This window comes from Blastococcus sp. TF02-09 (genome assembly GCF_003319105.1).
In the GTDB taxonomy this organism is placed as follows: domain Bacteria; phylum Actinomycetota; class Actinomycetes; order Mycobacteriales; family Geodermatophilaceae; genus Blastococcus.
This window is the reverse complement of record NZ_QOHH01000009.1, coordinates 96,983-119,060: the sequence shown is the minus strand read 5'-3', so window position 1 is coordinate 119,060 and position 22,078 is coordinate 96,983. Positions and strand designations below refer to the sequence as shown.

General features: G+C 74.1%; 21 protein-coding genes. 9 read left to right on the top strand and 12 right to left on the bottom strand.

Annotated features, from left to right (window positions below; genetic code table 11):
- Nucleotides 1–11 precede the first annotated feature (11 nt).
- Complete coding sequence (locus tag DQ239_RS20675; RefSeq protein WP_199583033.1) at nt 12–215, bottom strand: hypothetical protein; 204 nt, start codon at nt 213–215, stop codon at nt 12–14.
- Nucleotides 216–335: 120 nt separating this feature from the next.
- Nucleotides 336–557: a maleylpyruvate isomerase family mycothiol-dependent enzyme gene (locus DQ239_RS20670; RefSeq protein WP_199583032.1), complete on the bottom strand. Its 222-nt coding sequence runs from the start codon at nt 555–557 to the stop codon at nt 336–338.
- Nucleotides 558–595: 38 nt separating this feature from the next.
- On the opposite strand from DQ239_RS20670, the gene DQ239_RS14665 reads away from it, so the two are divergent.
- Complete coding sequence (locus tag DQ239_RS14665; protein ID WP_113835161.1) at nt 596–1,426, top strand: helix-turn-helix transcriptional regulator; 831 nt, start codon at nt 596–598, stop codon at nt 1,424–1,426.
- A 56-nt stretch (nt 1,427–1,482) separates the two neighbouring features.
- On the opposite strand, the gene DQ239_RS14660 is transcribed toward DQ239_RS14665, so the two are convergent.
- On the bottom strand, nt 1,483–2,793 hold the full coding sequence (locus DQ239_RS14660) for an MFS transporter (protein WP_233489255.1): 1,311 nt from the start codon (nt 2,791–2,793) through the stop codon (nt 1,483–1,485).
- Between the two features lie 71 nt (nt 2,794–2,864).
- On the opposite strand from DQ239_RS14660, the gene DQ239_RS14655 reads away from it, so the two are divergent.
- From DQ239_RS14655 to DQ239_RS14635, 5 genes are all read left to right on the top strand, one after another.
- Entirely contained in the window at nt 2,865–3,845 is a 981-nt protein-coding gene (locus tag DQ239_RS14655; protein WP_199583031.1) for a helix-turn-helix domain-containing protein, read from the top strand.
- A 242-nt stretch (nt 3,846–4,087) separates the two neighbouring features.
- Complete coding sequence (locus DQ239_RS14650) at nt 4,088–5,665, top strand: DEAD/DEAH box helicase (RefSeq protein ID WP_233489253.1); 1,578 nt, start codon at nt 4,088–4,090, stop codon at nt 5,663–5,665.
- A 214-nt stretch (nt 5,666–5,879) separates the two neighbouring features.
- Nucleotides 5,880–6,392, top strand: a complete 513-nt coding sequence (locus tag DQ239_RS14645) for a hypothetical protein (RefSeq protein WP_113835159.1) — start codon at nt 5,880–5,882, stop codon at nt 6,390–6,392.
- A 145-nt stretch (nt 6,393–6,537) separates the two neighbouring features.
- A complete protein-coding gene (locus DQ239_RS14640; RefSeq protein ID WP_158544847.1) occupies nt 6,538–7,038 on the top strand; it encodes a cupredoxin domain-containing protein in 501 nt (166 codons plus the stop codon).
- Nucleotides 7,035–7,481 carry a hypothetical protein gene (locus DQ239_RS14635; RefSeq protein ID WP_113835157.1) on the top strand — a complete coding sequence of 149 codons (447 nt, stop codon included), beginning with the start codon at nt 7,035–7,037 and terminating at the stop codon, nt 7,479–7,481. Before DQ239_RS14640 ends, DQ239_RS14635 begins: the two co-directional genes overlap by 4 nt.
- A gap of 44 nt (nt 7,482–7,525) precedes the next feature.
- On the opposite strand, the gene DQ239_RS14630 is transcribed toward DQ239_RS14635, so the two are convergent.
- The 8 genes from DQ239_RS14630 to DQ239_RS14595 all read right to left on the bottom strand — a co-directional run bounded on the left by DQ239_RS14630 (nt 7,526) and on the right by DQ239_RS14595 (nt 17,655).
- On the bottom strand, nt 7,526–8,533 hold the full coding sequence (locus tag DQ239_RS14630; protein ID WP_113835156.1) for a sugar phosphate isomerase/epimerase family protein: 1,008 nt from the start codon (nt 8,531–8,533) through the stop codon (nt 7,526–7,528).
- Nucleotides 8,533–9,708, bottom strand: coding sequence for a Gfo/Idh/MocA family oxidoreductase (locus DQ239_RS14625; RefSeq protein ID WP_113835155.1), 1,176 nt, complete (start codon nt 9,706–9,708; stop codon nt 8,533–8,535). Before DQ239_RS14625 ends, DQ239_RS14630 begins: the two co-directional genes overlap by 1 nt.
- A 70-nt stretch (nt 9,709–9,778) precedes the next feature.
- A complete protein-coding gene (locus DQ239_RS14620; RefSeq protein ID WP_113835154.1) occupies nt 9,779–10,834 on the bottom strand; it encodes a substrate-binding domain-containing protein in 1,056 nt (351 codons plus the stop codon).
- A 154-nt stretch (nt 10,835–10,988) separates the two neighbouring features.
- The gene (locus DQ239_RS14615) at nt 10,989–12,167 is read right to left on the bottom strand and encodes an ABC transporter permease (RefSeq protein ID WP_113835153.1); all 1,179 of its coding nucleotides are present in this window, start codon (nt 12,165–12,167) and stop codon (nt 10,989–10,991) included.
- Nucleotides 12,164–13,747, bottom strand: coding sequence for a sugar ABC transporter ATP-binding protein (locus tag DQ239_RS14610; protein ID WP_233489251.1), 1,584 nt, complete (start codon nt 13,745–13,747; stop codon nt 12,164–12,166). Before DQ239_RS14610 ends, DQ239_RS14615 begins: the two co-directional genes overlap by 4 nt.
- A 169-nt stretch (nt 13,748–13,916) precedes the next feature.
- Nucleotides 13,917–15,086 (bottom strand): ROK family protein, encoded by a 1,170-nt coding sequence (locus tag DQ239_RS14605; RefSeq protein ID WP_113835152.1) that lies wholly within the window; start codon nt 15,084–15,086, stop codon nt 13,917–13,919.
- Nucleotides 15,087–15,181: 95 nt separating this feature from the next.
- Nucleotides 15,182–16,342 carry a xylose isomerase gene (gene xylA, locus DQ239_RS14600; RefSeq protein ID WP_113835151.1) on the bottom strand — a complete coding sequence of 387 codons (1,161 nt, stop codon included), beginning with the start codon at nt 16,340–16,342 and terminating at the stop codon, nt 15,182–15,184.
- A 35-nt stretch (nt 16,343–16,377) separates the two neighbouring features.
- Nucleotides 16,378–17,655 carry an ROK family transcriptional regulator gene (locus DQ239_RS14595; protein WP_233489248.1) on the bottom strand — a complete coding sequence of 426 codons (1,278 nt, stop codon included), beginning with the start codon at nt 17,653–17,655 and terminating at the stop codon, nt 16,378–16,380.
- A 127-nt stretch (nt 17,656–17,782) separates the two neighbouring features.
- Between DQ239_RS14595 and DQ239_RS14590 the strand changes: the two genes are divergently transcribed.
- Nucleotides 17,783–19,213 (top strand): FGGY-family carbohydrate kinase, encoded by a 1,431-nt coding sequence (locus tag DQ239_RS14590; protein WP_113835150.1) that lies wholly within the window; start codon nt 17,783–17,785, stop codon nt 19,211–19,213.
- 17 nt (nt 19,214–19,230) lie between these two features.
- On the opposite strand, the gene DQ239_RS21195 is transcribed toward DQ239_RS14590, so the two are convergent.
- On the bottom strand, nt 19,231–19,356 hold the full coding sequence (locus DQ239_RS21195) for a hypothetical protein (protein ID WP_255411237.1): 126 nt from the start codon (nt 19,354–19,356) through the stop codon (nt 19,231–19,233).
- 114 nt (nt 19,357–19,470) lie between these two features.
- Here DQ239_RS21195 and DQ239_RS14585 point away from each other — a divergent pair, with 114 nt between their 5' ends.
- Both DQ239_RS14585 and DQ239_RS14580 read left to right on the top strand, forming a co-directional pair.
- Nucleotides 19,471–20,898, top strand: a complete 1,428-nt coding sequence (locus tag DQ239_RS14585; protein ID WP_113835149.1) for an NAD(P)/FAD-dependent oxidoreductase — start codon at nt 19,471–19,473, stop codon at nt 20,896–20,898.
- 241 nt (nt 20,899–21,139) lie between these two features.
- Entirely contained in the window at nt 21,140–22,075 is a 936-nt protein-coding gene (locus DQ239_RS14580; protein ID WP_113835148.1) for a GGDEF domain-containing protein, read from the top strand.
- The last annotated feature ends 3 nt before the right edge of the window (nt 22,076–22,078 follow it).

The window sequence follows — 22,078 nt, the reverse complement described above, 5'->3', positions numbered from 1 at the left end:
TCCGGGGTGGGTCAGCTGCGGCGGCCGAGGCGGGCGAGCAGGCGGGCCGCGCGGTCGGACCCAGCCGGCGGCTCGACCCCGTCCCGGCAGATGCCCTCCATGTACAGCACCGGACCGAAGCTCTCGATGCCCCGCTCGATGCGGTCGAGCTCCGCGTCGTCCAGCGAGCCGTCCAGGCCGGCGGTGCGGGCGACGTCCCAGCGGTGCACGACCATGTCCCAGACGTAGAACTGCTCGAACGTCGCGCCGACGGTGCTGGGACCGAAGAAGCCCTCGTAGGGCGCCGCGACGACGTCGTCGGTGAGCGCCTCGCGGACGCGCTTCGCGTGATCCCGTCAGGCGGCGGCGGGGTCCGCGGCGACGTCGGGCGCGGCACCGAGCTCCACGCCGCGCTGGCCGAGGAAGTCCCGCTGGGTGTCGACCATGTGCGCGACGACGTCGGCGGCGGTCCAGCCCTCGCACGGTGACGGCTCGCCCCAGGCCGCGGCGGACAGCGAGTCCAGGACGGCGGTGAGGGCGAGGTCGGCGGTCTCGAAGGACGACGCGGTGGCGTTCATGCCCGTGACCCTGGCCCGGTGCGGCACCCTGGGTCTTGATGAAATCCGACAGCCCCCGCCTGGACGCCATCGCGCGTGGTCATCTCAAGGACCCGGGCGACGCCTCCCATCGGATGCACCGGTACGAGGCGCCCGCGGAGTTCGACGGGCTGGTGCGGTGGTTCTGGTTCCCGGTGTGGTCGGTGCCGCCGGGGCAGGAGGCCCCGCAGAAGGTGCTGCAGTACCCGAACTCGCTGCTCGTCGTCGCGCACGACTACGCCCGCTTCTACGGCGTCACCGCCGGGCTGTCGACGACGACGCTGACCGGCGAGGGCTGGGCGGTGGGCGTCGCGTGCACCCCCGCGGCTGGATACCTGCTCACCGGCTCACCCATGGCCGCGTTCACCGACCGCGCCGTCGACGTGGCGGAGGTGTTGGGCGACGCGGGGTGCGTGCTCACCGACCGGGTGCGGACGGCGATGTCCGGCGACCCGTACGCACCGGAGGCGCACGCCCGGGCGACGGCGGCGTTCACCGACGCGCTCCTCCCCTACCTCCCGGTCGACGCCGAGGGCGAACTGGTCAACCGGCTGGTCGCGTTCGTCGAGTCCCGCAGCGACGTCACCCGTGTCGCCCAGGTGTGCGCGGAGTTCGGGCTCTCCGAGCGGGCGCTGCAGCGGCTGGTGCACCGGCGCATCGGGCTGACCCCGAAGTGGCTGATCCAGCGCCGTCGTCTGCAGGAGGCCGCCGAGCGGCTGCGCACCTCCGACACCTCCCTGGCCGACGTCGCCGCTGCGCTCGGGTACGCCGACCAGCCGCACTTCAGCCGCGACTTCTCCGCCGTCACCGGCATGACACCGCGCGCATTCGCCACCCACCACGCCCGCTGACCCCCCTGCTTTTCCGCGGAAAAGCGGTCTGCTTTTCCGCGGAAAAGCAGGGGGCGTCAGCCGTGGGCCTGGGCGGCGGCGGCCTGCTGCGGGTCGGGAGGCGGCGCGGCCGGCGGCAGGTTCCGGCGGATCGAGACCGACATGACCGCCGCGGCCATGCACAGCGCGCCGGCGAGGAACCAGGCCAGGTCGTAGGAGCCGGTGACGTCGCGGATGACGCCGCCCCCGAACGCGGCGAACGCCGACCCCAGCTGGTGCGAGGCGAACACCCAGCCGAACACCACCGGCGCGCGGGCGCCGAAGTGCTCCCGGCACAGCGCCAGCGTGGGCGGCACCGTGGCCACCCAGTCCAGGCCGTAGAAGACGATGAACACGACCATGGAGAGCTGCGGCTCGGGCCCGAACAGCGGCGGCAGCAGGAACAGCGAGAACCCGCGCAGGCCGTAATAGCCGAGCAGCAGCAGCCGCGGGTCGACCCGGTCGGTGAGCCAGCCGGAGAAGATCGTGCCGACGATGTCGAAGACGCCGACGACGGCGAGCAGCGAGGCCGCCGTGGTCACCGGCATGCCGTGGTCGTGTGCGGCCGGGATGAAGTGCGGCTGCACCAGCCCGTTGGTCGACAAGCCGCAGATGAAGAACCCTGCGGCCAGCAGCCAGAACGGCCGGGCGCGGGCGGCGAGGGTCAGGCCCTGCAGCGCGGCGCGCCCCGCGCCCACCCGCACCGGGTCGACGTCGTCGGCCGCGCTGCCGCCGTAGGGGACGACGCCGAGGTCGCGCGGCCGGTCGCGCAGGAACCACCACACCAGCGGGACGACGGCGAGCGCGGCGGCCGTCGTCCCCAGCGAGGCGGCGCGCCAGCCGTGCTCGGAGTCGATCCAGGCCACCAGCGGCAGGAACACGAGCTGACCGGCCGCGCCGCCGGCGGTGAGGATGCCCGAGACCAGGCCGCGCCGGGCCACGAACCACCGGTTGGTGACCGTCGCGACCAGGGATAGCGCCATCGAGCCGGTGCCCAGCCCCACCAGGACGCCCCACAGCATCACCAGCTGCCAGCTCGCGGTCATGAACACCGTGAGCCCGCTGCCGACGGCGACCACGAGCAGCGCGCACATGACGACGCGGCGGATGCCGAACCGTTCCATCAGCGCCGCCGCGAAGGGTGCGGTGAGGCCGTAGAGCGCCATGTTCACCGCGACCGCGGCCGAGATCGTGGAGACCGACCAGCCGAACTCCTCGCGCAGCGGGTCGATGAGCACGCCGGGCACCGCGCGGAAGGCGGCCGCCCCGACCAGCGCCAGGAAGGTCACCGCGGCCACCCACCAGGCGGGGTGGATCCGATGCGCGCGCGGTGGGGCGGGGACGGTCACGGCAGAGAGCATGGCGGACCACCCGCCGTCGAACCAGTGGCCCGGGAGCCACCCTGTGCAAAGATCCGGCCATGAGCCAGCCGCACGAGGTGGTGGTCCTCGCCGTCGACCGCGTCGTCGGTTTCGAGCTCGGCCTGCCGTACCGGCTGCTGGGCCTGGCCGAGGACGCGGACGGCCGGCCGCTCTACCGGGTGCGCGTCGCGACGCTGGACGGGCGGCCGGTCCGGACGGCGGACGGCTTCTCCGTGCAGCCCGAGCACGACGGTTCGGTGCTCGAGACCGCCGGCACGGTCGTCGTCCCCGGGATCATGGGTGGCCCGGTGGTGCGCGAGGGCCGCATCCCGCCGGAGCTCGGCGACGCGCTGCGCGACGCGGCCCGGCACGCCCGCCTGGTCTCCATCTGCACCGGGTCCTCCGTCCTCGCCGCGGCCGGCCTGCTGGACGGGCGCCCCGCGGCCACCCACTGGCGGGACGTGGACGCGTTCCGTGCGAACTTCCCGTCCGTGCGGCTGGACCCCGACGTCCTGTTCGTCGACGACGGCGACGTGCTGACCTCCGCCGGCGTGGCGGCCGGCATCGACCTGCTGCTGCACCTGGTGCGGCGGGACCACGGCAGCGAGGTGGCCAACCGGGTCGCCCGGCGGAACGTCGTCGCCCCGTGGCGGGACGGCGGCCAGTCGCAGTTCGTCGAACGGCCGGTGCCCGACCCGGGCGACGCCGGGACGGCGGCCACCCGCGCCTGGGCGCTGGAGCACCTGGGCGACCCGCTCACCCTCGCCGACCTCGCCGCGCACGCCCGGATGAGCGTCCGCACCTTCACCCGCCGCTTCCGCGAGGAGACGGGGCTGTCGGCCGCGCGCTGGCTGGTGCAGCAGCGGGTGGCCCTGGCGCGCCGGCTGCTGGAGTCGACCGACGTCCCGGTGGAGCGGGTCGCCGAGCAGGCCGGCTTCGGCACCACGGCGTCGCTGCGGCAGCACCTGCACGCCGCGATCGGCGTCGCCCCGCTGGCCTACCGGCGCACCTACCGCGGGCCGGTGGCTCACCCGATGTGACCGGCGACTCGCCCGCGGTGGGACCACACGGCCGTCCTCTCTGGTTATGTGGTCCGTACCGGCGCCGCCCTCGCTCATCCGGAGCGGCAGGAATCGACGTCGGGCTGAGGCTGCGCCACCGAGGCGCGCCCGGCTGACCGACGTCTCGCCGACGATGCGAGCCCGCCCTGCCCCGTGCAGTGGCGCCGGCGCTCGCGCGCGCCGAGGTGCTCGTGCGGCCACCGAATCGCCGAAGGGCTCCCGTGACCCCCATCAGCAACTCCCCCGCGTCCTCCTCCCCGGACGGCGGCGCCCGCCGCCGCCGGGGCGGACGCGGCCGCGGCGGCCGACCCGGCCAGCCGCAGACCACCCCCACCGCCGCCGTTCCCGCGCCGGCCGTCGTCCCCGTGGGCGCCGACGCCACCGTGCTGCCGACCGACACGACCTTCGCCGCCCTCGGCGTTCCCGCGCCGATCGTCGAGGTGCTGTCCGGCAGCGGCATCACCGCGCCGTTCCCGATCCAGGTGGCGACGCTGCCCGACAGCCTCGGCGGGCGCGACGTGCTCGGCCGCGGCCGCACCGGCTCGGGCAAAACCCTCGCTTTCTCCATCCCGCTGGTCGCGCGCCTGGCCGCGTCGGACAGCAAGCGGCTGCCCAAGCGCCCGCGCTCGCTGATCCTCGTCCCCACCCGCGAGCTGGCCAACCAGGTCGCCGCCGTCGTCGACCCGATGGCCCGCGCCCTCGGCATGAAGATGGCGACGATCTTCGGCGGCGTCGGCCAGAACCCGCAGGTGCAGGCGCTCGCCGGTGGTCTCGACGTCGTCATCGCCTGCCCCGGCCGGCTCGAGGACCTCATCGGCCAGGGCCACTGCGACCTCGGCGCCGTCGAGATCACCATCCTCGACGAGGCCGACCACATGGCCGACCTGGGCTTCCTGCCCGGCGTCAAGCGGCTGATGGACCGCACCCCGAAGACCGGCCAGCGGCTGCTGTTCTCCGCGACCCTGGACAACGGCGTCGACGTGCTGGTCAAGCGCTACCTGAGCGACCCGGTCACCCACTCGGTGGACCCGGCCGTCGCCCCGGTCAGCACGATGACCCACCACGTCTTCCACGTGCAGACCGCCGACAAGGCCGAGGTCGTGCGCCAGCTCGCCTCGGGCCTGGGCCGCAGCGTGCTGTTCACCCGCACCAAGCACCAGGCCAAGAAGCTCGCCAAGCAGCTCACCGCGTCGGGCATCCCGGCCGTCGACCTGCACGGCAACCTCAGCCAGAACGCCCGCGAGCGCAACCTCGAGGCGTTCAGCAACGGCACCAGCCGGGTCATGTGCGCGACCGACATCGCCGCCCGCGGCATCCACGTCGACGACGTCGCGCTGGTCGTGCACGTCGACCCGCCGACCGAGCACAAGGCCTACCTGCACCGCTCGGGCCGCACCGCGCGTGCGGGCGCCGGCGGCACCGTCGTCACCGTCACGACGCCGGACATGGTCGGCGAGGTGCGCACGCTCACCCGTCAGGCCGGCATCAGCCCGGTCGTCAGCCAGATCCGGCCGGGCGCCGAGCTAATCGCCGAGCTCGCGGGCCCGCCGGCGCCCCACGTCGAGCCGGCGCCCGCGCCGGAGCCGCAGCCCCAGGGCACCGGCGGCGGACGTCGTCGGCGCGGCGGCGGTTCGGGCTCGGGCGGATCGGCGGCCAAGCCGGCGTCGTCCGGGGGTCGTTCGGGTGGCTCGGGTGGTGGCCGCCCGACCGGACCGGCGCGCACCCGCGCCGAACTCGCGGCCCGGGCCGGCACGACGTCGGCCGCCTCGTTCAGCGCCCGCTCGCGTCGGGGCCGCTGACCCGGGCGGTCGACGTCCTCCCTCACCGCCGCGCGTCCTCCCTCACCGCCCACCGCGAGGGAGGACGCTCTGGGATCAGGTGACCTGATCCCAGCGGGCAGGCCGGGCGGCGGGGCGGCGCTCCAGGGTTGACCGGGGCGGAGGTGGGCACAGGTCCCGCCGAACCTGCGCGGTCAGAACTCGCCGCGCGACCTGCTCGAAAGCCGAGGACGTCATGCTCAAGCTGCCCATCACCCTGCCCGAGATCGCCCCCCGCATCAGTGCCGGGGCGTTCATCCTCAACAGCGGGCTCAGCAAGCGCGCTGCCGACGAGCAGACGGCGGCGGGCCTGCACGGCTTCGCGTCGGGCACCTACCCGTTCCTCCAGAAGGTGCCGCCGCAGCAGTTCGTGCAGGGCCTGTCGACCGCCGAGATCGCCGTCGGTGCCGCGCTGCTGGCCCCGATCGTGCCCACGTTCACCGCGGGCGCCGTGCTGACCGCCTTCTCCGGCGGCCTGCTCGGGCTGTACCTGAAGACGCCGGGCATGCGGAAGCCGGGCAGCCTGGCCCCCACCGAGCAGGGGCTCGCCGTCGCCAAGGACAGCTGGCTGGTCGGCATCGGCATCGGGCTGATGACCCGGGGGCTCGTCGAGCGCCGCCCCCGCGTGACCGTCAAGAAGGCCGCCAAGCAGGCGAAGCGGGCCGCGAAGCAGGCCCGCCGCGAGGCGAAGGCCGCCGCCCGCGCCTGACCCCGGCGGGCCGGCGGCCCTACCTGTCAACTCCCTGGGAGAAGGCGCCACCCCTTCCCCCGGGGTACTGGAAGGTTGGAACATCCGGGCAGGCGCGCACCGCACCCGCCCGGTGAGCGGGCCGCCGGACCTTCTGGAGGTTTCCGTGCCCGTGCACCCCGGCTCCACGTCCGTCCGTCCCCTCGCCCGCCGTCGACGCACCAGGGCCGCTGCCGCGCTCCTGGCCGTCGCGCTGGGATCGCTGACCGCGTGCGGGGACGACGACGCCGACGCCGAGTCCACCGCGACGTCGACCACGAGCGAGAGCTCCGCGACGTCGTCCTCCCCCTCGTCGTCGGCGAGCGAGTCGTCGCCGGCCGGGCAGACGCAGACCCTCGCCGTCGACTCGGTCGACTTCGGGTTCGAGCTGCCGGACGGCGACCTGGCCGCGGGCACCTACGAGATCACGCTGACCAACACCGGCAACGCCACCCACGACCTGGTCGTGGAGCGCGACGGGGAGGACGTCGCGGAATCGGAGCAGATCGGCCCTGGCGAGAGCTCGACCTTCGAGGTCACCCTGGAGGCAGGTGACTACGTCTTCTACTGCTCGGTCGGCAACCACCGCCAGATGGGCATGGAGGTTCCCGTGACGGTCACGTCATGACCACCGCCCCGGCCCGCGCGACGACGTCGTCCGGCTGGTCGACCGGCGTCCTCTGGGTGCTGCGCGTCGCCGGTGCCGCGCTGCTCGCCGCGATCGCCGCCATCCACCTGCACCTGTGGCAGGACGGCTACGACAGCATCGACGTGATCGGCCCGGCGTTCCTGCTGCAGGCGGTGGTGGGGTTCGGAGGGGCGCTGCTCCTGCTGATCACGCCGCGACGGCTGCTCGTGTGGGCCGCACTGCTCGGGCTGCTGTTCGCCGCCGGCTCCCTGGGCGCGCTGCTGCAGTCGACCTACGGCGTGCTCGGCCTGGAGCCGGGGATGTTCGACTTCGTCGAGTCCGACGTCGCGCCGTGGTGGCAGGAGACCTTCTGGGTCGAGATCGCCGCCATCGCGGTGCTCCTCGTGCTCACCGTGCTGGCCGCGGGCCGCCGGCGTCGCTGAGCCGAGGGGGGTCCGCCGGGCAGGACCCGGCGGACCCCCCGGCGTCAGTTGCCGCTGGCGAAGGCGGCGTCGAAGGCGGCGGCCGGTGGGTCGAAGGCGAGCCGGCGCACGAACGCGAGCGCTTCGGGGGCGCCGACGAGGCGGTCCATGCCGGCGTCCTCCCATTCGACGGAGATGGGCCCGTCGTAGCCGATGGTGTTGAGCATCCGGAAGCAGGCCTCCCACGGGACGTCGCCGTGGCCGGTGGAGACGAAGTCCCAGCCGCGCCGCGGGTCGGCCCAGGGCAGGTGGGAGCCCATCCGGCCGTTGCGCCCGTTGCCGACCTGGCGCTTCGCGTCCTTGCAGTCGACGTGGTAGATCCGGTCCTTGAAGTCCCAGATGAACGACACCGGGTCCAGGTCCTGCCACACGAAGTGCGACGGGTCCCAGTTCAGCCCGAACGCCTCCCGGTGCCCGATGGCCTCCATGGTGCGCACGGTCGTCCAGTAGTCGTAGGCGATCTCGCTCGGGTGCACCTCGTGGGCGAACTTCACGCCGACCTCGTCGAAGACGTCGAGGATGGGGTTCCACCGGTCGGCGAAGTCGCGGTAGCCGTCGTCGATCATCGACTCGGGCACCGGCGGGAACATCGCCACGGTCTTCCAGATCTTCGAGCCGGTGAACCCGACGACGACGTCGACGCCGAGCTTGCGCGCCGCCCGCGCGGTCAGCTTCATCTCCTCCGCCGCCCGCTGCCGGACACCTTCGGGGTCGCCGTCGCCCCACACCCGCGGGTGCACCATGCCGCGGTGCCGCTCGTCGATCGGGTCGTCGCAGACCGCCTGCCCGTTGAGGTGGTTGGAGATCGCGAACACCTGCAGGTCATACCGCTTGAGCAGGTCGAGCTTCTCCTGCACGTAGGTGTCGTCGGTCGCGGCGCGCTCGACGTCGAGGTGGTCGCCCCAGCAGGCGATCTCCAGGCCGTCGTAGCCCCACCCCGACGCGAGCCGGGCCACCTCCTCGAACGGCAGGTCGGCCCACTGGCCGGTGAACAGCGTGACGGGACGGGGCATCAGATCTCTCCAGGGATCTCGGTCCAGCGGGAGCTGTCGGCGGCGCTGCGCTCGACGGCGTCGAGCACCCGCTGCACCTGCAGGCCGTCGGCGAACGACGGCGCAGGGTCGGTGTTCTCCGCGATGGCGGTGATCAGGTCGACGACCTGGTGGGTGAAGCCGTGCTCGTAGCCCAGCCCGTGCCCGGCCGGCCACCACGCGCCGACGTAGGGGTGCCCGGGCTCGGTGACCACGATCCGGCGGAAGCCGGCGGTCTCGTCGGGCTCGTCGCCGTCGAAGAAGTGCAGGACGTTCATGTCCTCGAAGTCGAACGCCAGGCTGCCCCGGGACCCGTTGATCTCGATCCGGATCGCGTTCTTGCGGCCCAGCGCGAACCGGGTGGCCTCGAAGCTGGCCAGCGCACCGCCCGAGAACCGGCCGAGGAACACCGCCGCGTCATCCACGGTGACCGCACCGGTGCCCTCCCCCGCCACCCCGGCCAGCGACCCGGCCGCCGCCGGCAGCGGACGCTCACGCACGAAGGTCTCCAGCAGGGCGCTCACGCCGGTGAGCGTCTGGCCGGTGATGTGCTGGGTCAGGTCCACGATGTGCGCCCCGATGTCGCCCAGCGCACCCGAGCCGGCCTTGTCCTTGTCCAGCCGCCACGACATCGGGGCGGTCGGGTCGGCGATCCAGTCCTGCAGGTACTGAGCCCGGACGTGCCGGATCTGCCCGAGCCGGCCCTCGGCGACCAGCTGCCGGGCCAGCCCGATGGCCGGCACCCGGCGGTAGGTGAACCCGACCATCGACCGCACCCCGCGGGCCGCCGCCTTGGCCGCGGCCTCGGCCATCGCCTCGGCCTCCGCGACCGTGTTGGCCAGCGGCTTCTCGCACAACACGTGCTTGCCGGCCTCCAGCGCGGCGATGGCGATCTCGGCGTGGGTGTCGCCGGGCGTGCAGACGTCGACCAGGTCGACGTCCTCGCGCTCGACCACCCGGCGCCAGTCGGTCTCGGTGCTCGACCAGCCCAGCCGGGCAGCGGCCTGCGTGACGGCGGCCCGGTCGCGTCCGGCGAGCACGGTCAGCTCCGGACGCAGCGGCAGATCGAAGAAGTGCGGGGCGGTGCGCCAGGCCTGGGAATGGGCCGCGCCCATGAAGGCGTAGCCGATCAGGCCGACGCCGAGCGTGCGGGTCATGAGAACTCCAGGAGGGCTCGGAGCCGCCGGGTGATGAGGTGCACCCACCCGGCGGCCCCGGATCGGTCGGTCAGGACTCGAACGCGGCGTCGATGTAGTCGTCGACGTTGTCACTCGTGACCACGGGGGCGTCGAGCACCGTCGTCCGCGGGACCCCCTGCGAGGCCAGGTCCGACAGGCTCTTGCCCTGGGCGATCAGCCGGGCCAGCTTCACGCCGTCGGCCGCCTGGGTCGACGGGTAGATGACGGTGGCCTGGAGGACCGAGTCGCCGGACTGGATCTCCCGCATCGCGTTGGCCGAACCGGCCCCGCCAACCATGAAGAACTCGTCGCGGCCGGCGTTCTCGATGGCGGCCAGGACGCCGACGCCCTGGTCGTCGTCGTGGTTCCAGATGGCGTCGATCTGCGGAGCGGCCTGGAGCAGGTTGGCCGCCTCGGCCTCACCGGACTCGACGGTGAACTCGGCCGCGACGCGGTTGCTCACCTCGAGGCCGCAGTCGCCCAGCGCGTCGGCGAAGCCCCGGCTGCGGTCCTGGGTCAGGGGCAGCGAGTCGATGCCGGCGATCTCGGCGACGACGGCGTCGGGCTGGTCGCCGAGCTGCTCGCAGATGTAGGTACCGGCCGAGACGCCCATGCCGTAGTTGTCGCCGAGGATCGTGGCGCGGGCGGCGAACGGGCTGTTGAACTCGCGGTCGACGTTGATGACCGGGATGCCGGCCTCCATCGCCTGGAGCGCCACCTGCGTCAGGGCGTCGCCGTCGAACGGCAGCAGGACGATGGCGTCGACGCCGTCGTTGATGAAGGTCTCGACCTGGCTGATCTGGGTGCCGACGTCGTTGGTGCCCTCGGCGACCCGCAGCTCGACGTCGTCGTACTCGTCGTCGACCGCGCGGGCGGCCTCGGTGATGCCAGCCATCCAGCCGTGGTCGGCCGCGGGAGCCGAGAAGCCGATGACGACGTTGTCGCCCTCTTCGTCGTTGTCGCTGGCCGCGGCGTTGCCGCCACCGCCGTCGCCCGAGCTCTCCGGCTCGTTGCTGGTGCAGCCGGCCACCAGGGCGCCGGCGCTCATCAGGGCGACCGCGGTGTAGGTCATCCGGCGGAAGGGTCGCTGCCTCGCTGCAGACATGGAGATCTCCTCGGGGGTGTGTCGCCTCCCTGGCTGGACCGCCAGGTCGTCGGGGTGCGTGGTGGGTGGGAGCGATGGGGCTGGGTCCGGCGGGCGGGAGCCCGCCGGGGTGGTTCCGGCCGGGGTGCGGCGGTGAGAGGTCGCCGCACCCCGGTCAGGTCGTGAGCGCGCCGGGCCGGGCGCCTCCGGGGCCGCCGGGCTCGCTGGTGCCGCCGGAGACCGCGCCCGCGGGGGCGCCCTGGACGACGCCACCGCCGGACGACGCGGCCCCGCCGTCGGACCGGCGGAACCGGAAGCCGCCGGTGGCCACCCGCTGCTGGAGCAGGACGGCGAGCACGATGATCACGCCCTGGGCGACGGCCTGAGCCGAGCTGGACAGGTTGTTGAGCGTGAAGATGTTGTCCAGCGTCTGGAAGATGAGGACGCCGAGGACGGTGCCGACGATGGTGCCCCGGCCGCCGATCAGCAGCGTGCCGCCGATGACGACCGCCGCGATGGCCTCCAGCTCGAGCAGCGTGCCGTGGGTGGAGCTGCCGGTCGTCGTCCGGCCCATGATCATCACCGCGGCGATGCCGCAGGTGACGCCGGAGAGCACGTACAGCTTCACGGTGTGCCGCTGGACCCGGATGCCGGCCAGCCGGGCGGCCTCGGCGTTGCCGCCGACGGCGAACGTGCGCCGGCCGAACGTCGTCCGGTTGAGCACCACCCAGCCGGCGGCCGCCACCAGGGCCCAGACGATCACCAGGGTGGGGACGCCGAGGACGTCGCCGGAGAAGAAGTCGAGGAACGCGCCGTCCCGGACGATCTGCGTCCGCCGGTTGGCGATGATCTCGGCCAGTCCGCGGGCCGCGGTGAGCATGGCCAGGGTCGCGATGAAGGCGGCGAGCTTGCCGTAGGCGATCACCACCCCGTTGATCAGGCCGGCCACGCTGCCGACCACGACCGCGGTGAACACCAGGACGATCCAGTGGATGTCCTCGGCCAGCTGCTGGGTGGCCAGCGTGGTGGCCCAGACAGAGGCCAGCGCGACCAGCGCGCCGACCGAGAGGTCGATGCCGCCGCCGATGATCACGAAGGTCATCCCGACGCTGACCACCCCGAGGACCGCGGCTCCGCGCAGGATGGTGAGCACGTTGTCGGCGTCGGCGAACCGGTCGCCCGCGGTGATCAGGCCGACCACGCAGAGGATGGCCAGGGCGACGACGAGGCCGAGGTTGCGGCCCACCGGCCCGGACATGAGGCCCGACCCCCTGCCGGTGTCCCGCGCGTTGCCGGCCGGCGTGGCGGACACGTCGGCCACGCCTCCGGTCGTCGCGGTGGTGCTGCTGCTCATGCCACGTCCCCTTCGTGCTGCGTCGTTGCGGTGAGCGGGGCGCCCCGGTGACCGGTCCCCTCCATGACGAGGTCGAGCACCCGGTGCTCGTCGAGTGCGTCGGCCCGTTCCTCGGCGACGACCGCGCCGTCGGCGAGCACCAGCACGCGGTCGGCCAGCCCCAGGACCTCGGGGATCTCGCTGGAGACCACGACCACGGCGACCCCGCGGTCGGCCAGGTCGCGCACCAGCGCGTAGATCTCCGAGCGGGCTCCGACGTCGACAGCCCGGGTGGGCTCGTCGAGCAGCAGCACCCGGCACTCCCGCAGCAGCCAGCGGGCCAGGACGACCTTCTGCTGGTTGCCGCCGGACAGCGTGCGCACCTCGCGGTCGACGTCGGCGGGGCGGACGTCGAGGGCGCGGACCTGCTCCTGTGCGGCCGACCGCTCGGCGCCCCGGGCGAGGAAGCCGGCGCGGACGAAGCGGGCCAGGCTGGAGATGCTGATGTTGCGGTAGACGGAGTCACCGAGCAGCAGCGCCTGGCTCTTGCGCTCCTCCGGCGCGAGCCCGATGCCGGCCGCGACCGAGCTGCCGACGTCCCCGGGGCGCAGCCGCCGGCCGCCCACCCGGACGGTGCCGGCGGTCGCCCGGCGGGCCCCGAAGACCGTCTCCAGGACCTCCGAGCGCCCCGCTCCGACCAGCCCGGCCAGGCCGAGGATCTCGCCGGGGCGGACGGTGAAGGAGACGTCGGCGAAGCTGCCGCGCAGGCCGAGACCCTCGACCTCCAGGAGCGGCGCCTCCCCGGCGGACACCCCCGCGGTCCGCTCGGGGAACACGTACTCGATGTCGCGGCCGGTCATCAGCGTGATGACCTCGCGCGTGGCGGTCTCCCGGGCGGGCAGCCCGGTGGCGACGGTGCGGCCGTCCTTGAGGACGGTGATCCGGTCACCGATCTGGCGGATCTCCTCCAGCCGGTGGGAGATGTAGACGACGGCGACGTCGTGGGCGGTGAGGTCGCGGACGACGGCGAAGAGCCGCTCCACCTCCTCGTTGTCCAGGACGGCGGACGGCTCGTCCATGACGATGAGCTTGGCGTCCTGGGACAGCGCGCGGGCGATGCTGACCATCTGCTGCGCGGCGGCCGAGAGCGAGCCGACCTCGGCGGTGGGCCGGATCTCGGGGTGCCCGAGCCGGGTGAGCAGCTGCGTGGCCGCCCGGTTGGCGGCGGCCGGGCGGGTGAGGCCGAACCGCGACTGCTCGCGGCCCAGGAAGATGTTGTCGGCCACCGTGAGGCCGGAGACCAGGTCGAGCTCCTGGTAGATCGTCGCGATGCCCAGGGTCATGGCCGCCTGCGGGCTGCCCAGGGCGACGTCCTCGCCGCGCCAGGCGATCCGGCCGGCGTCGGGCTGGTGCGCTCCGGCCAGGACCTTGATCAGCGTCGACTTCCCGGCGCCGTTCTGGCCGAGCAGGCAGTGCACCTCACCGGCCCGCACGTCGAGGTCGACGCCGTCGAGCGCGCGCACCCCCGGGAACGTCTTGACGATGCCGTGCATCTCCAGCAGCGGGGCGTTCCCCGCGGCCGGTCGATCCGGTTCGCTCACGCTGCGTGCTCCAGACTTTTGCTCACCGCTGATCATTAGTCGGTTGAGGCAGCAACATATGAGTGCGGTCACACGCGGTCAAGGGCCGGCCGTCCCGGTTACCGGATCGAGACCGGAGGCAGCACGGGCACCGCCGCCGCGAATGCGGGGCGGGAAGGGACCGCTCGGGTCAGCGCTCGGCGGTGAGCACGGCGACGGAGTCCTCGTCCAGGAACTCCTCGATCGCCATGCGGGCCGCGCCGATGCGGCCGGACAGATCGGGCGCCTCGCTGACCGTGATCTCGAGGGCCCGCGCCGCCAGCGGCATCGAGCGCGCGTAGACCGCCTCGCGGATGCCCGCGAGCAGCGGCACGCCGGCCTGCGCCACCCCACCGGTCATGACGATCCGGTGCGGGTTGAAGAAGTTGACCAGCGCCGCGAGCACCGTGCCGATGGTGCGGCCGGCGTCTCGGACCAGCTCCAGGGCCGCGCCGTCGCCGTGGGTGGCGAGGTGGACGACGTCCCGGACGGTCTCGACGGGGAGCCCCGCGGCCCGGGCGTCACGGAGGAGCGCCTGCCCGCCGGCGATGGCCTCCAGGCAGTTCTCCTGCCCGCAGCGGCAGGTCACCGTGCGGCCGTCGGGCCGGCCGACGTAGATGTGCCCGATGTCCCCGGCGCTGCCCTGCGCCCCGCGGTAGACCCGGCCGTCGACGATGACGCCGCAGCCGATCCCGGTGCCCACCTTGACCACGAGCAGGTCCTGCACCGACCCGGCGACACCGATCTCGCCCAGGGCCATGACGTTGACGTCGTTGTCGACGTAGACCGGGCACGCGTACCGGCCGAACGCGCTCGGGATCGGGTAGTCGTGCCAGCCCGGCATGATCGGCGGGTACGACGGCCGGCCGGTCGAGAACTCGACGGGACCGGGCACGCCGACGCCCACGGCACAGACGTCGCCGGGGGTCAGCCCGGCCTCGGCCAGCACCTTCTGCGCCAGCCGGTCGACCTCGGCCAGCACCGCCTGCGGCCCGACGGCGATGTCGATCGGGTGCCCGACGGTGGCGAGGATCTGCGCCGAGAGGTCGGTGACGGCGACGTCGACGCTGCTCGCCCCGAGGTCGACGGCCAGGACGCACCCCGCGCGGCTGTTGAAGCGCAGCAGGGTCGGAGGCCGGCCACCGGTGCTCCCGCCCCGGCCGCCTTCCTCGAGCAGGCTGGCGGCGATGAGCTGGTCCACCCGCGCGCTGACGGTGTTGCGGGAGGCCCCGGTGAGCGCCACGAGGTCCGCCCGGCTCCGCGCACGCCCGGTGCGCACGTGCCGCAGCAGTGCGCCGGCCGACGCGGAGGTGGACGCCACGCGGCCATAGTGGCACGGCGCGGCGGGCGCGCAGGCCCTCCGCGCCCGATCGGGGCACCGCTCGGGGGGCCGGGGCGCGGCCCCGGCCCCCCGGGTCAGCGGACGCCGAGCAGGTGCTCCATCGCGAGCTGGTCCAGCCGCTCGAACTCCAGGCCGCGCTCGCCCAGGGCGACCGGGTCGTGCGGCTCCTCGCGGAGCGCCTCGAGGGACTCGCCCGCGGCCAGGGTCGGGACGGCGAGCTCGCCGACGCGGGCCGCCTCCAGGGCCGCGGCGACCTCCGGATCGGCGCGGAATGCCTGCACCTTGTCGCGCAGGATCAGGTAGTTGCGCATGCAGGCCCGCGCGGTCTCCCAGACGCCCTCGATGTCCTCGGTCCGCGGCGGCTTGTAGTCGAAGTGGACGTAGCCGTCGTAGGCCTTCCCCGTGCCGGAGCCGAGCATCGTGTCGACGGTCCAGAAGGCGCCGCGCAGGTTGCCCGCCCCGAACCGCAGGTCCTGGTCGAAGCGCGGGCCGTGCTGGCCGTTGAGGTCGATGTGGAACAGCTTGTCGTGCCACAGCGCCTGGGCGATGCCCTGCGCGAAGTTCAGCCCGGCCATCTCCTCGTGCCCGACCTCGGGGTTGAGCCCGACGCGGGAGGGCTCGTCCAGCTCGTCGATGAACGCCAGCGCGTGCCCGATGGTGGGCAGCAGGATGTCGCCGCGCGGCTCGTTGGGCTTGGGCTCCAGCGCGAAGCGGAGGTCGTAGCCCTGGTCGCGGACGTAGCCGCAGAGCAGGTCCAGAGCCTCCTTGTAGCGGTCCAGCGCCGCGGCGACGTCCTTGCTGCCACCGGACTCCGCGCCCTCGCGGCCACCCCACAGCACGTAGGTGCGCGCGCCCAGCTCGGCGGCGAGGTCGATGTTGCGGAGCACCTTCGCGATCGCGTACCGGCGGACGGCGCGGTCGTTGGCCGTGAAGCCGCCGTCCCGGAACACCGGCGCACCGAACAGGTTGGTGGTGGCCATCTCCACGCCCATGCCGGTCTCGTCCAGGGCCGCCCGGAAGCGCTTCAGAGTGGCGTCCCGGGTCGCGTCGTCGGGCACGAGGTCGTCGTCGTGGAAGGTGACGGCGGCGGCACCCAGCTCGGCCAGCCGGTGCACGGCCTCCACCGGGTCGAGGGGCGGGCGCACCGCGCCGCCGAACACGTCGACGCCCTGCCAGCCGACGGTCCAGAGACCGAAGCTGAACCTGTCGTCCTTGGTCGGGGTGTACTGCGTCATGCGGGTTCTCCGTCCGGGAGTGGGTCGGGTCGAGGTCAGGGGTGCGACGGCTCGGGGGCGCGGGGGCCGCCGACCGGCACGAGGGCGGGGTCGTCGAAGACCGACTCCAGGGCGACGTGTGCGCCACCGCGGACCGCGGCGGTGAACCCGAGGGTGGAGAGCACGACCCGCGCGCCGGCGCGGTCGGCGGCGAACACCCGCCGGCGGAGCGCCTCGGTCATCGGCTCCACGAGGAAACGGCCCAGGACGGCGAAGTAGCCGCCCAGCAGCACGACCTCCGGGTCGACGACGTTGATCAGCACGGCGGCCCCGGTGCCCAGCGCGGCGCCCACCTCCGCGAGCGCGTCGAGGGTCCGGCGGTCGCCGGCGTCGGCCCGTGCGGCGATCTCGGCCAGGCGCGTCTCGAGGTCCCGGCTCGAATCGCGCACCGGGTCGCCCGGGTCGGCGGCGGCCCGCAGCAAGGCGCCCAGGCCGACGGCGGTCTCCCAGCACCCCCGACGGCCGCAGCCGCAGACGACCGAGGGATCGCCCAGCGGGTTGTGGCCGACCTCCCCCGCGAACCCGGCGGTTCCGCGCAGCAGCCGCCCGTCGACGATCACTCCCCCACCGACACCGACCTCACCGGTCAGGTAGACGAGGTTGGGCGTCCGCGCCTCCGGCCCGCTGGCCCACTCCGCGATGGCCGACAGGTTTGCGTCGTTCTCGACGCGCACCGGGTGGTCCGGGGCGAGACGGGCAGTGAGGCCCGCGAGCACGGGGACGTCGCGCCACCCGAGGTTCGGCGCGAAGGTGACGACGCCGTCGACGCTGCGCACCAGCCCCGGGACGGCGACGGTCAGCCCGACCGGGACGGCGTGGGCCGTCGCGGCCCGCGCCTGCTGCACGAGCCGGGCGACCTCGTCGAGCGTGCCCTCCGCCCCGAGCGCGGGGACGTCGAGGGCCATCCGGTGCTGGAGCAGGACGTCGCCGCGCAGGTCGAGCACCAGGATCGCGACGAAGTCGACGTTCAGCTCGACCCCGATGGCGCAGACCGCCCGCCCGTCGAGCTGGACGAGCAGCCCCGGCCGGCCGACGGACCCGCCCCGGTCGACGTCGCCGTCGGTGACCAGGCCGCGCTCGGCGAGCTCGGCGACCAGGCTGGAGACGGTGGCCTTGTTCAGGCCGGTCTCCTCGGCGATCCGCGCCCGCGAGCGCGGACCCTCGTCGCGCAGCAGGCGCAGCACCCGGCCGAGGTTCCCGCGGCGGACGGCGGACTGGTCGGCGGGCGCCTCGCGGGCGACGGCGCCGTCGGCCGGGGGACGCGCCACGGTCACGACCCGGCCTCCTGTCGGCTCGGTAGAGATAATTCGTCGGTCGGGTCAACAAATTAGGGCCGGACCCCTGTGTGGTCAAGGTCACCGGCGCTACAGTCCGCCGCGTGACCTCCCCCCGGCGGCCCCGATGACCGGCGCCCGGCGCCTCGTCGCAGGAGTCGACACCTCCACCCAGGCCTGCAAGGTGGTCGTCCGCGACGCCGACACCGGGGCGCTGGTGCGCAGCGGCCGGGCGCCGCACCCGCCCGGCACCGAGGTGCCGCCGAGCGCGTGGGAGGAGGCGTTCACCCGCGCCGCGGCCGAGGCCGGCGGTCTGGACGACGTCGCCGCGCTCGCCGTCGGCGGTCAGCAGCACGGCATGGTCTGCCTGGACGAGGACGGCGAGGTCGTCCGCGACGCGCTGCTGTGGAACGACGTCCGCTCGGCGGCCGCCGCGCACGACCTCGTCCTCGAGCTGGGCGACGGCGACGAGGCGGCCGGCCGGCAGGCGTGGGCGGACGCCGTGGGCCTGGTGCCGGTCGCCTCGTTCACCGCGAGCAAGCTGCGCTGGCTGGCCGACGCCGAACCCGACCACGCCGACCGCACCGCCGCGGTCTGCCTCCCCCACGACTGGCTGACCTGGCGGCTCTCCGAGGGCCGCGCGCTGGGCACGCTGACCACCGACCGCGGGGACGCCAGTGGCACCGCCTACTGGTCGGCCCGCAGCGGGGAGTACCGCCTCGACCTCCTCGAGCGGGCGATGCGCGGCCGCCGCCCCGCCGTGCCCCGGGTCGCCGGTCCCGCCGAGCAGGTGGGTGCGCTCGCGGGCTCCGGGGCGGTGCTCGGCCCCGGTACCGGCGACAACGCGGCGGCCGCGCTCGGCCTGGCCGCCCGCCCGGGCGACGTCGTCGTCTCCATCGGGACCTCCGGTGTCGTCTCGGCCGTCACCCCGACCGCCGTCGCCGACGTGACCGGCACGGTCGCCGGGTTCGCCGATGCCACCGGCCACCACCTGCCGCTGGTGGCCACCCTCAACGCCGCCCGGGTCCTGGACGCCGCGGCGCGGATGCTCGGCGTGGACCACGCCACCCTCTCCGACCTCGCGCTGTCCGCCCCCTCGGGCGCCGGCGGGCTGGTGCTGGTCCCCTACCTGGAGGGCGAGCGGACCCCGAACCTGCCGCACGCCACCGGAGCCGTGCACGGGCTGACGCTGCGCACCGCCACCCCGGCGCACCTCGCGCGGGCGGCCGTCGAGGGACTGCTGTGCGGGCTGGCCGACGGCATCGACGCGGTCGCGGCGCAGGGCGTCCGGATCGAGCGGGTGCTCCTGGTGGGCGGTGCCGCCCGCTCCCCCGCCGTGCAGCAGCTGGCCCCGGGCGTCCTCGGGCACCCGGTGCTCGTGCCGCCACCCGGTGAGTACGTGGCCGACGGCGCCGCACGCCAGGCCGCGTGGGCGCTGTCCGGCGCAGCCACCCCGCCGGAGTGGGCGCAGCCCGGGCTGCAGACGTTCGAGGCGCCGCCGGCTCCCGCGGTGCGCGAGCGCTACGCCGAGGTGCGCGGCCGCACCGACGGCCAGTAGGAGGACCCCCTCGCTCCTCAGCCTTCGCAGGCCACCGGCTCCTCCCCGAGCCGCGAGCCGACCTCGCCGGCCAGCGTCTCCAGCGGCGGAACCGGTTTCCCGAGGCCCATCCCGGGCAGGTGGAGGGCGAGCTCGGTGGACATCCGTGCGGTCCACCGGACCGTTCCGGCACCAGCCAGCCGGGAGCGCAGGACTGTGGCAGGTATCGCCCGGAGTCCCGAGGGACCGACGAGGCCCGGAATGGGAGAATCGTGAGCATGACGACACCAGCGACGCGTACCTCCGACGGACGCGGGACCGACGGCGGCCGGCCGCGCGTCGTCATCATCGGGTCCGGTTTCGGCGGGCTGTTCGCGGCGAAGGCGCTCCGGCGCGCTCCCGTCGACGTGACGCTGATCGGCAAGACCGCCAACCACCTGTTCCAGCCGCTGCTCTACCAGGTGGCCACGGGCATCCTCTCCGAGGGCGAGATCGCCCCGGCCACCCGCGAGATCCTCAAGCACCAGGACAACACTCGCGTGGTCCTGGGTGAGGTCACCGGCGTCGACCTGGCCGCGCGCACGGTCACCTCGACCGTCCTCGGCCGCACCACCGTGCACCCCTACGACGAGCTGATCGTCGCCGCCGGTGCCGGGCAGTCCTACTTCGGCAACGACCAGTTCGCCGAGTTCGCCCCCGGCATGAAGAGCATCGACGACGCGCTCGAGCTGCGCGGCCGGATCTTCGGCGCCTTCGAGCTCGCCGAGCTCGCGACCGACCAGGCCGAGATCGACCGCCTGATGACCTTCGTCGTCGTCGGCGCCGGCCCGACCGGGGTGGAGATGGCCGGCCAGATCGCCGAGCTCGCCCGGCGCACGCTGAAGCGGGACTTCCGGACCATCGACCCCACCCAGGCGCGCATCGTCCTGCTGGACGCGGCGCCGATCGTGCTGCCGTCCTTCGGCGAGAAGCTGGGCGACCGCGCCCGCCGGCACCTCAACCGCATCGGCGTCGAGGTGCAGCTGGGCGCGATGGTGACCGACGTCGACGCCGACGGCCTCGACGTGAAGGACGCCGACGGCCAGGTCCGCCGGATCAACGCCGCCACCAAGATCTGGGCGGCGGGGGTCCAGGCCTCCGACCTGGGCCGGATCCTCGGCGAGCAGTCCGGCGCCGAGGTCGACCGGGCCGGCCGCATCCAGGTGCAGCCCGACCTCACGCTGCCGGGCCACCCGGAGGTGCACGTCGTCGGCGACATGATGGCGCTGGACAAGCTGCCGGGTGTGGCGCAGGTGGCCATCCAGGGCGGCCGCTACGCCGCCGACGCGATCAAGCGCCGGCTCGACGGCAAGGAGCCGAAGCCCCCCTTCAGGTACAAGGACAAGGGCTCGATGGCGACGATCTCGCGGTTCTCCGCGGTCGCCGACATCGGACGGTTCAAGTTCGAGGGCTTCATCGCCTGGGTGCTGTGGCTGGTCGTCCACCTCATGTACATCGTCGGCTTCAAGAGCCGGTTCACCACGGTGTTCCACTGGCTGATCAGCTTCCTGGGCCGGGGCCGCTCGCAGCGGGTGGCCACCCAGCAGCAGGTCTACGGCCGTCTGGCGCTCGAGCAGCTCGGCGCCGGGTGGGAGGTCACCAAGACCGGCGGTCCCAAGAACCCGGCCGCGGACGACGTGGACGTCACCCAGCGCGACTCGGCCTGAGCCTCCGGCGTCGGACGTCGGTCGGACGTCGGTCGGACGTCGGTCTGACCTGTCCGTGACCCGGTCCTCCTCCGGGCCGGCGACGGTTGCCGTCTTCTGACGGGAGCGCGCCCGCATCCGGTACGGGCCCGGGTCGTTGGAACGTGCAGAATCGCCCCGACCGCGCCCGCCCCTGCTCCCCGGTGAGAACACGCCGGGGCCCCGGGCACCGGGTGTGGCCCGAGATCTCGAGGTGATCGGCATGTACGGCCATCGGCGAGGCCCGGCCGCGACGCTGCTCGCCGTCCTCTACCTCGTCAGCGGAACCCTGTGCTTCGCGGGCGCCACCTGGCCGATGGACGCCGACACCCCGGTGGGCCTGCTCTGGGGCCTCGGCGTCGTCGGGATCGCCGGGGGCGTCGCGCTCGCCGCGCACCGCCGGCCGCTGGAGCCGGCGCTGGTGCACACGGCCGTGGCCGTGATGTCGGTGCTCGTCGCCGTCCTCGCCTGGCGCTCGGCCACCGCCGTGGGCATCGTGGCGCTCGGCCCCGCACTCCTCGCCGTCGCGCTCTACGCCGCCCACGTGCTCCCGCTGCCGGCGGCGCGCGCGCACGCGGTCTTCCTCGTGGTCGTGTGCAGTGCCGGCGCCGCCGCTGCCGAGCCCTCGGGTTTCCTCCAGGCCTGGGTGGTCCTGACCGTCACCGTCCTGGCGCTGGCCGAGGCCCAGGGCCGCCTGGCCCGGAGGCTGCACGACGCCGCCGACACCGACCCGCTGACCCAGGTGGCCAACCGCCGGGCCTGGGAGATCGAGGCGTCGCGGCACCTGTCCCGGGCGGTGCGCACCGGGGAGCCGTTGGTCATCGCACTCCTGGACCTGGACGACTTCAAGCAGGTCAACGACCGGGAGGGCCACGGAGCCGGTGACGCCCTGCTGCGCGACCTCGCGACCGGCTGGACCACCCGCCTGCGGCACGCCGACCTGCTCGGACGCTACGGCGGTGACGAGTTCGTGCTGTGCCTGCCGGCCACCGACGGCGACGGCGCCGCGGAACTCCTCGCCCAGCTCGAGGAGACCCACCCGTTCCGCTGGACGGCGGGCATGGCCACCGTGCAGCCCGGGGACACGCTCGGCAGCGTGCTGGCCCGCGCCGACGAGGACCTCTACCAGCGCAAGGCCGCCGGCCGCCGAACCCGCTGACGC

Excerpts from the sequence above, each read along its gene's own strand:
- DQ239_RS20675 (WP_199583033.1), bottom strand. The coding sequence starts at position 215 with ATGGTCGTGCACCGCTGGGACGTCGCCCGCACCGCCGGCCTGGACGGC.
- DQ239_RS20670 (WP_199583032.1), bottom strand. The coding sequence starts at position 557 with ATGAACGCCACCGCGTCGTCCTTCGAGACCGCCGACCTCGCCCTCACC.
- DQ239_RS14665 (WP_113835161.1), top strand. The coding sequence starts at position 596 with ATGAAATCCGACAGCCCCCGCCTGGACGCCATCGCGCGTGGTCATCTC.
- DQ239_RS14655 (WP_199583031.1), top strand. The coding sequence starts at position 2,865 with ATGAGCCAGCCGCACGAGGTGGTGGTCCTCGCCGTCGACCGCGTCGTC.
- DQ239_RS14645 (WP_113835159.1), top strand. The coding sequence starts at position 5,880 with ATGCTCAAGCTGCCCATCACCCTGCCCGAGATCGCCCCCCGCATCAGT.
- DQ239_RS14635 (WP_113835157.1), top strand. The coding sequence starts at position 7,035 with ATGACCACCGCCCCGGCCCGCGCGACGACGTCGTCCGGCTGGTCGACC.
- DQ239_RS14630 (WP_113835156.1), bottom strand. The coding sequence starts at position 8,533 with ATGCCCCGTCCCGTCACGCTGTTCACCGGCCAGTGGGCCGACCTGCCG.
- DQ239_RS14625 (WP_113835155.1), bottom strand. The coding sequence starts at position 9,708 with ATGACCCGCACGCTCGGCGTCGGCCTGATCGGCTACGCCTTCATGGGC.
- DQ239_RS14620 (WP_113835154.1), bottom strand. The coding sequence starts at position 10,834 with ATGTCTGCAGCGAGGCAGCGACCCTTCCGCCGGATGACCTACACCGCG.
- DQ239_RS14615 (WP_113835153.1), bottom strand. The coding sequence starts at position 12,167 with ATGAGCAGCAGCACCACCGCGACGACCGGAGGCGTGGCCGACGTGTCC.
- xylA (WP_113835151.1), bottom strand. The coding sequence starts at position 16,342 with ATGACGCAGTACACCCCGACCAAGGACGACAGGTTCAGCTTCGGTCTC.
- DQ239_RS14590 (WP_113835150.1), top strand. The coding sequence starts at position 17,783 with ATGACCGGCGCCCGGCGCCTCGTCGCAGGAGTCGACACCTCCACCCAG.
- DQ239_RS21195 (WP_255411237.1), bottom strand. The coding sequence starts at position 19,356 with ATGTCCACCGAGCTCGCCCTCCACCTGCCCGGGATGGGCCTCGGGAAA.
- DQ239_RS14585 (WP_113835149.1), top strand. The coding sequence starts at position 19,471 with ATGACGACACCAGCGACGCGTACCTCCGACGGACGCGGGACCGACGGC.
- DQ239_RS14580 (WP_113835148.1), top strand. The coding sequence starts at position 21,140 with ATGTACGGCCATCGGCGAGGCCCGGCCGCGACGCTGCTCGCCGTCCTC.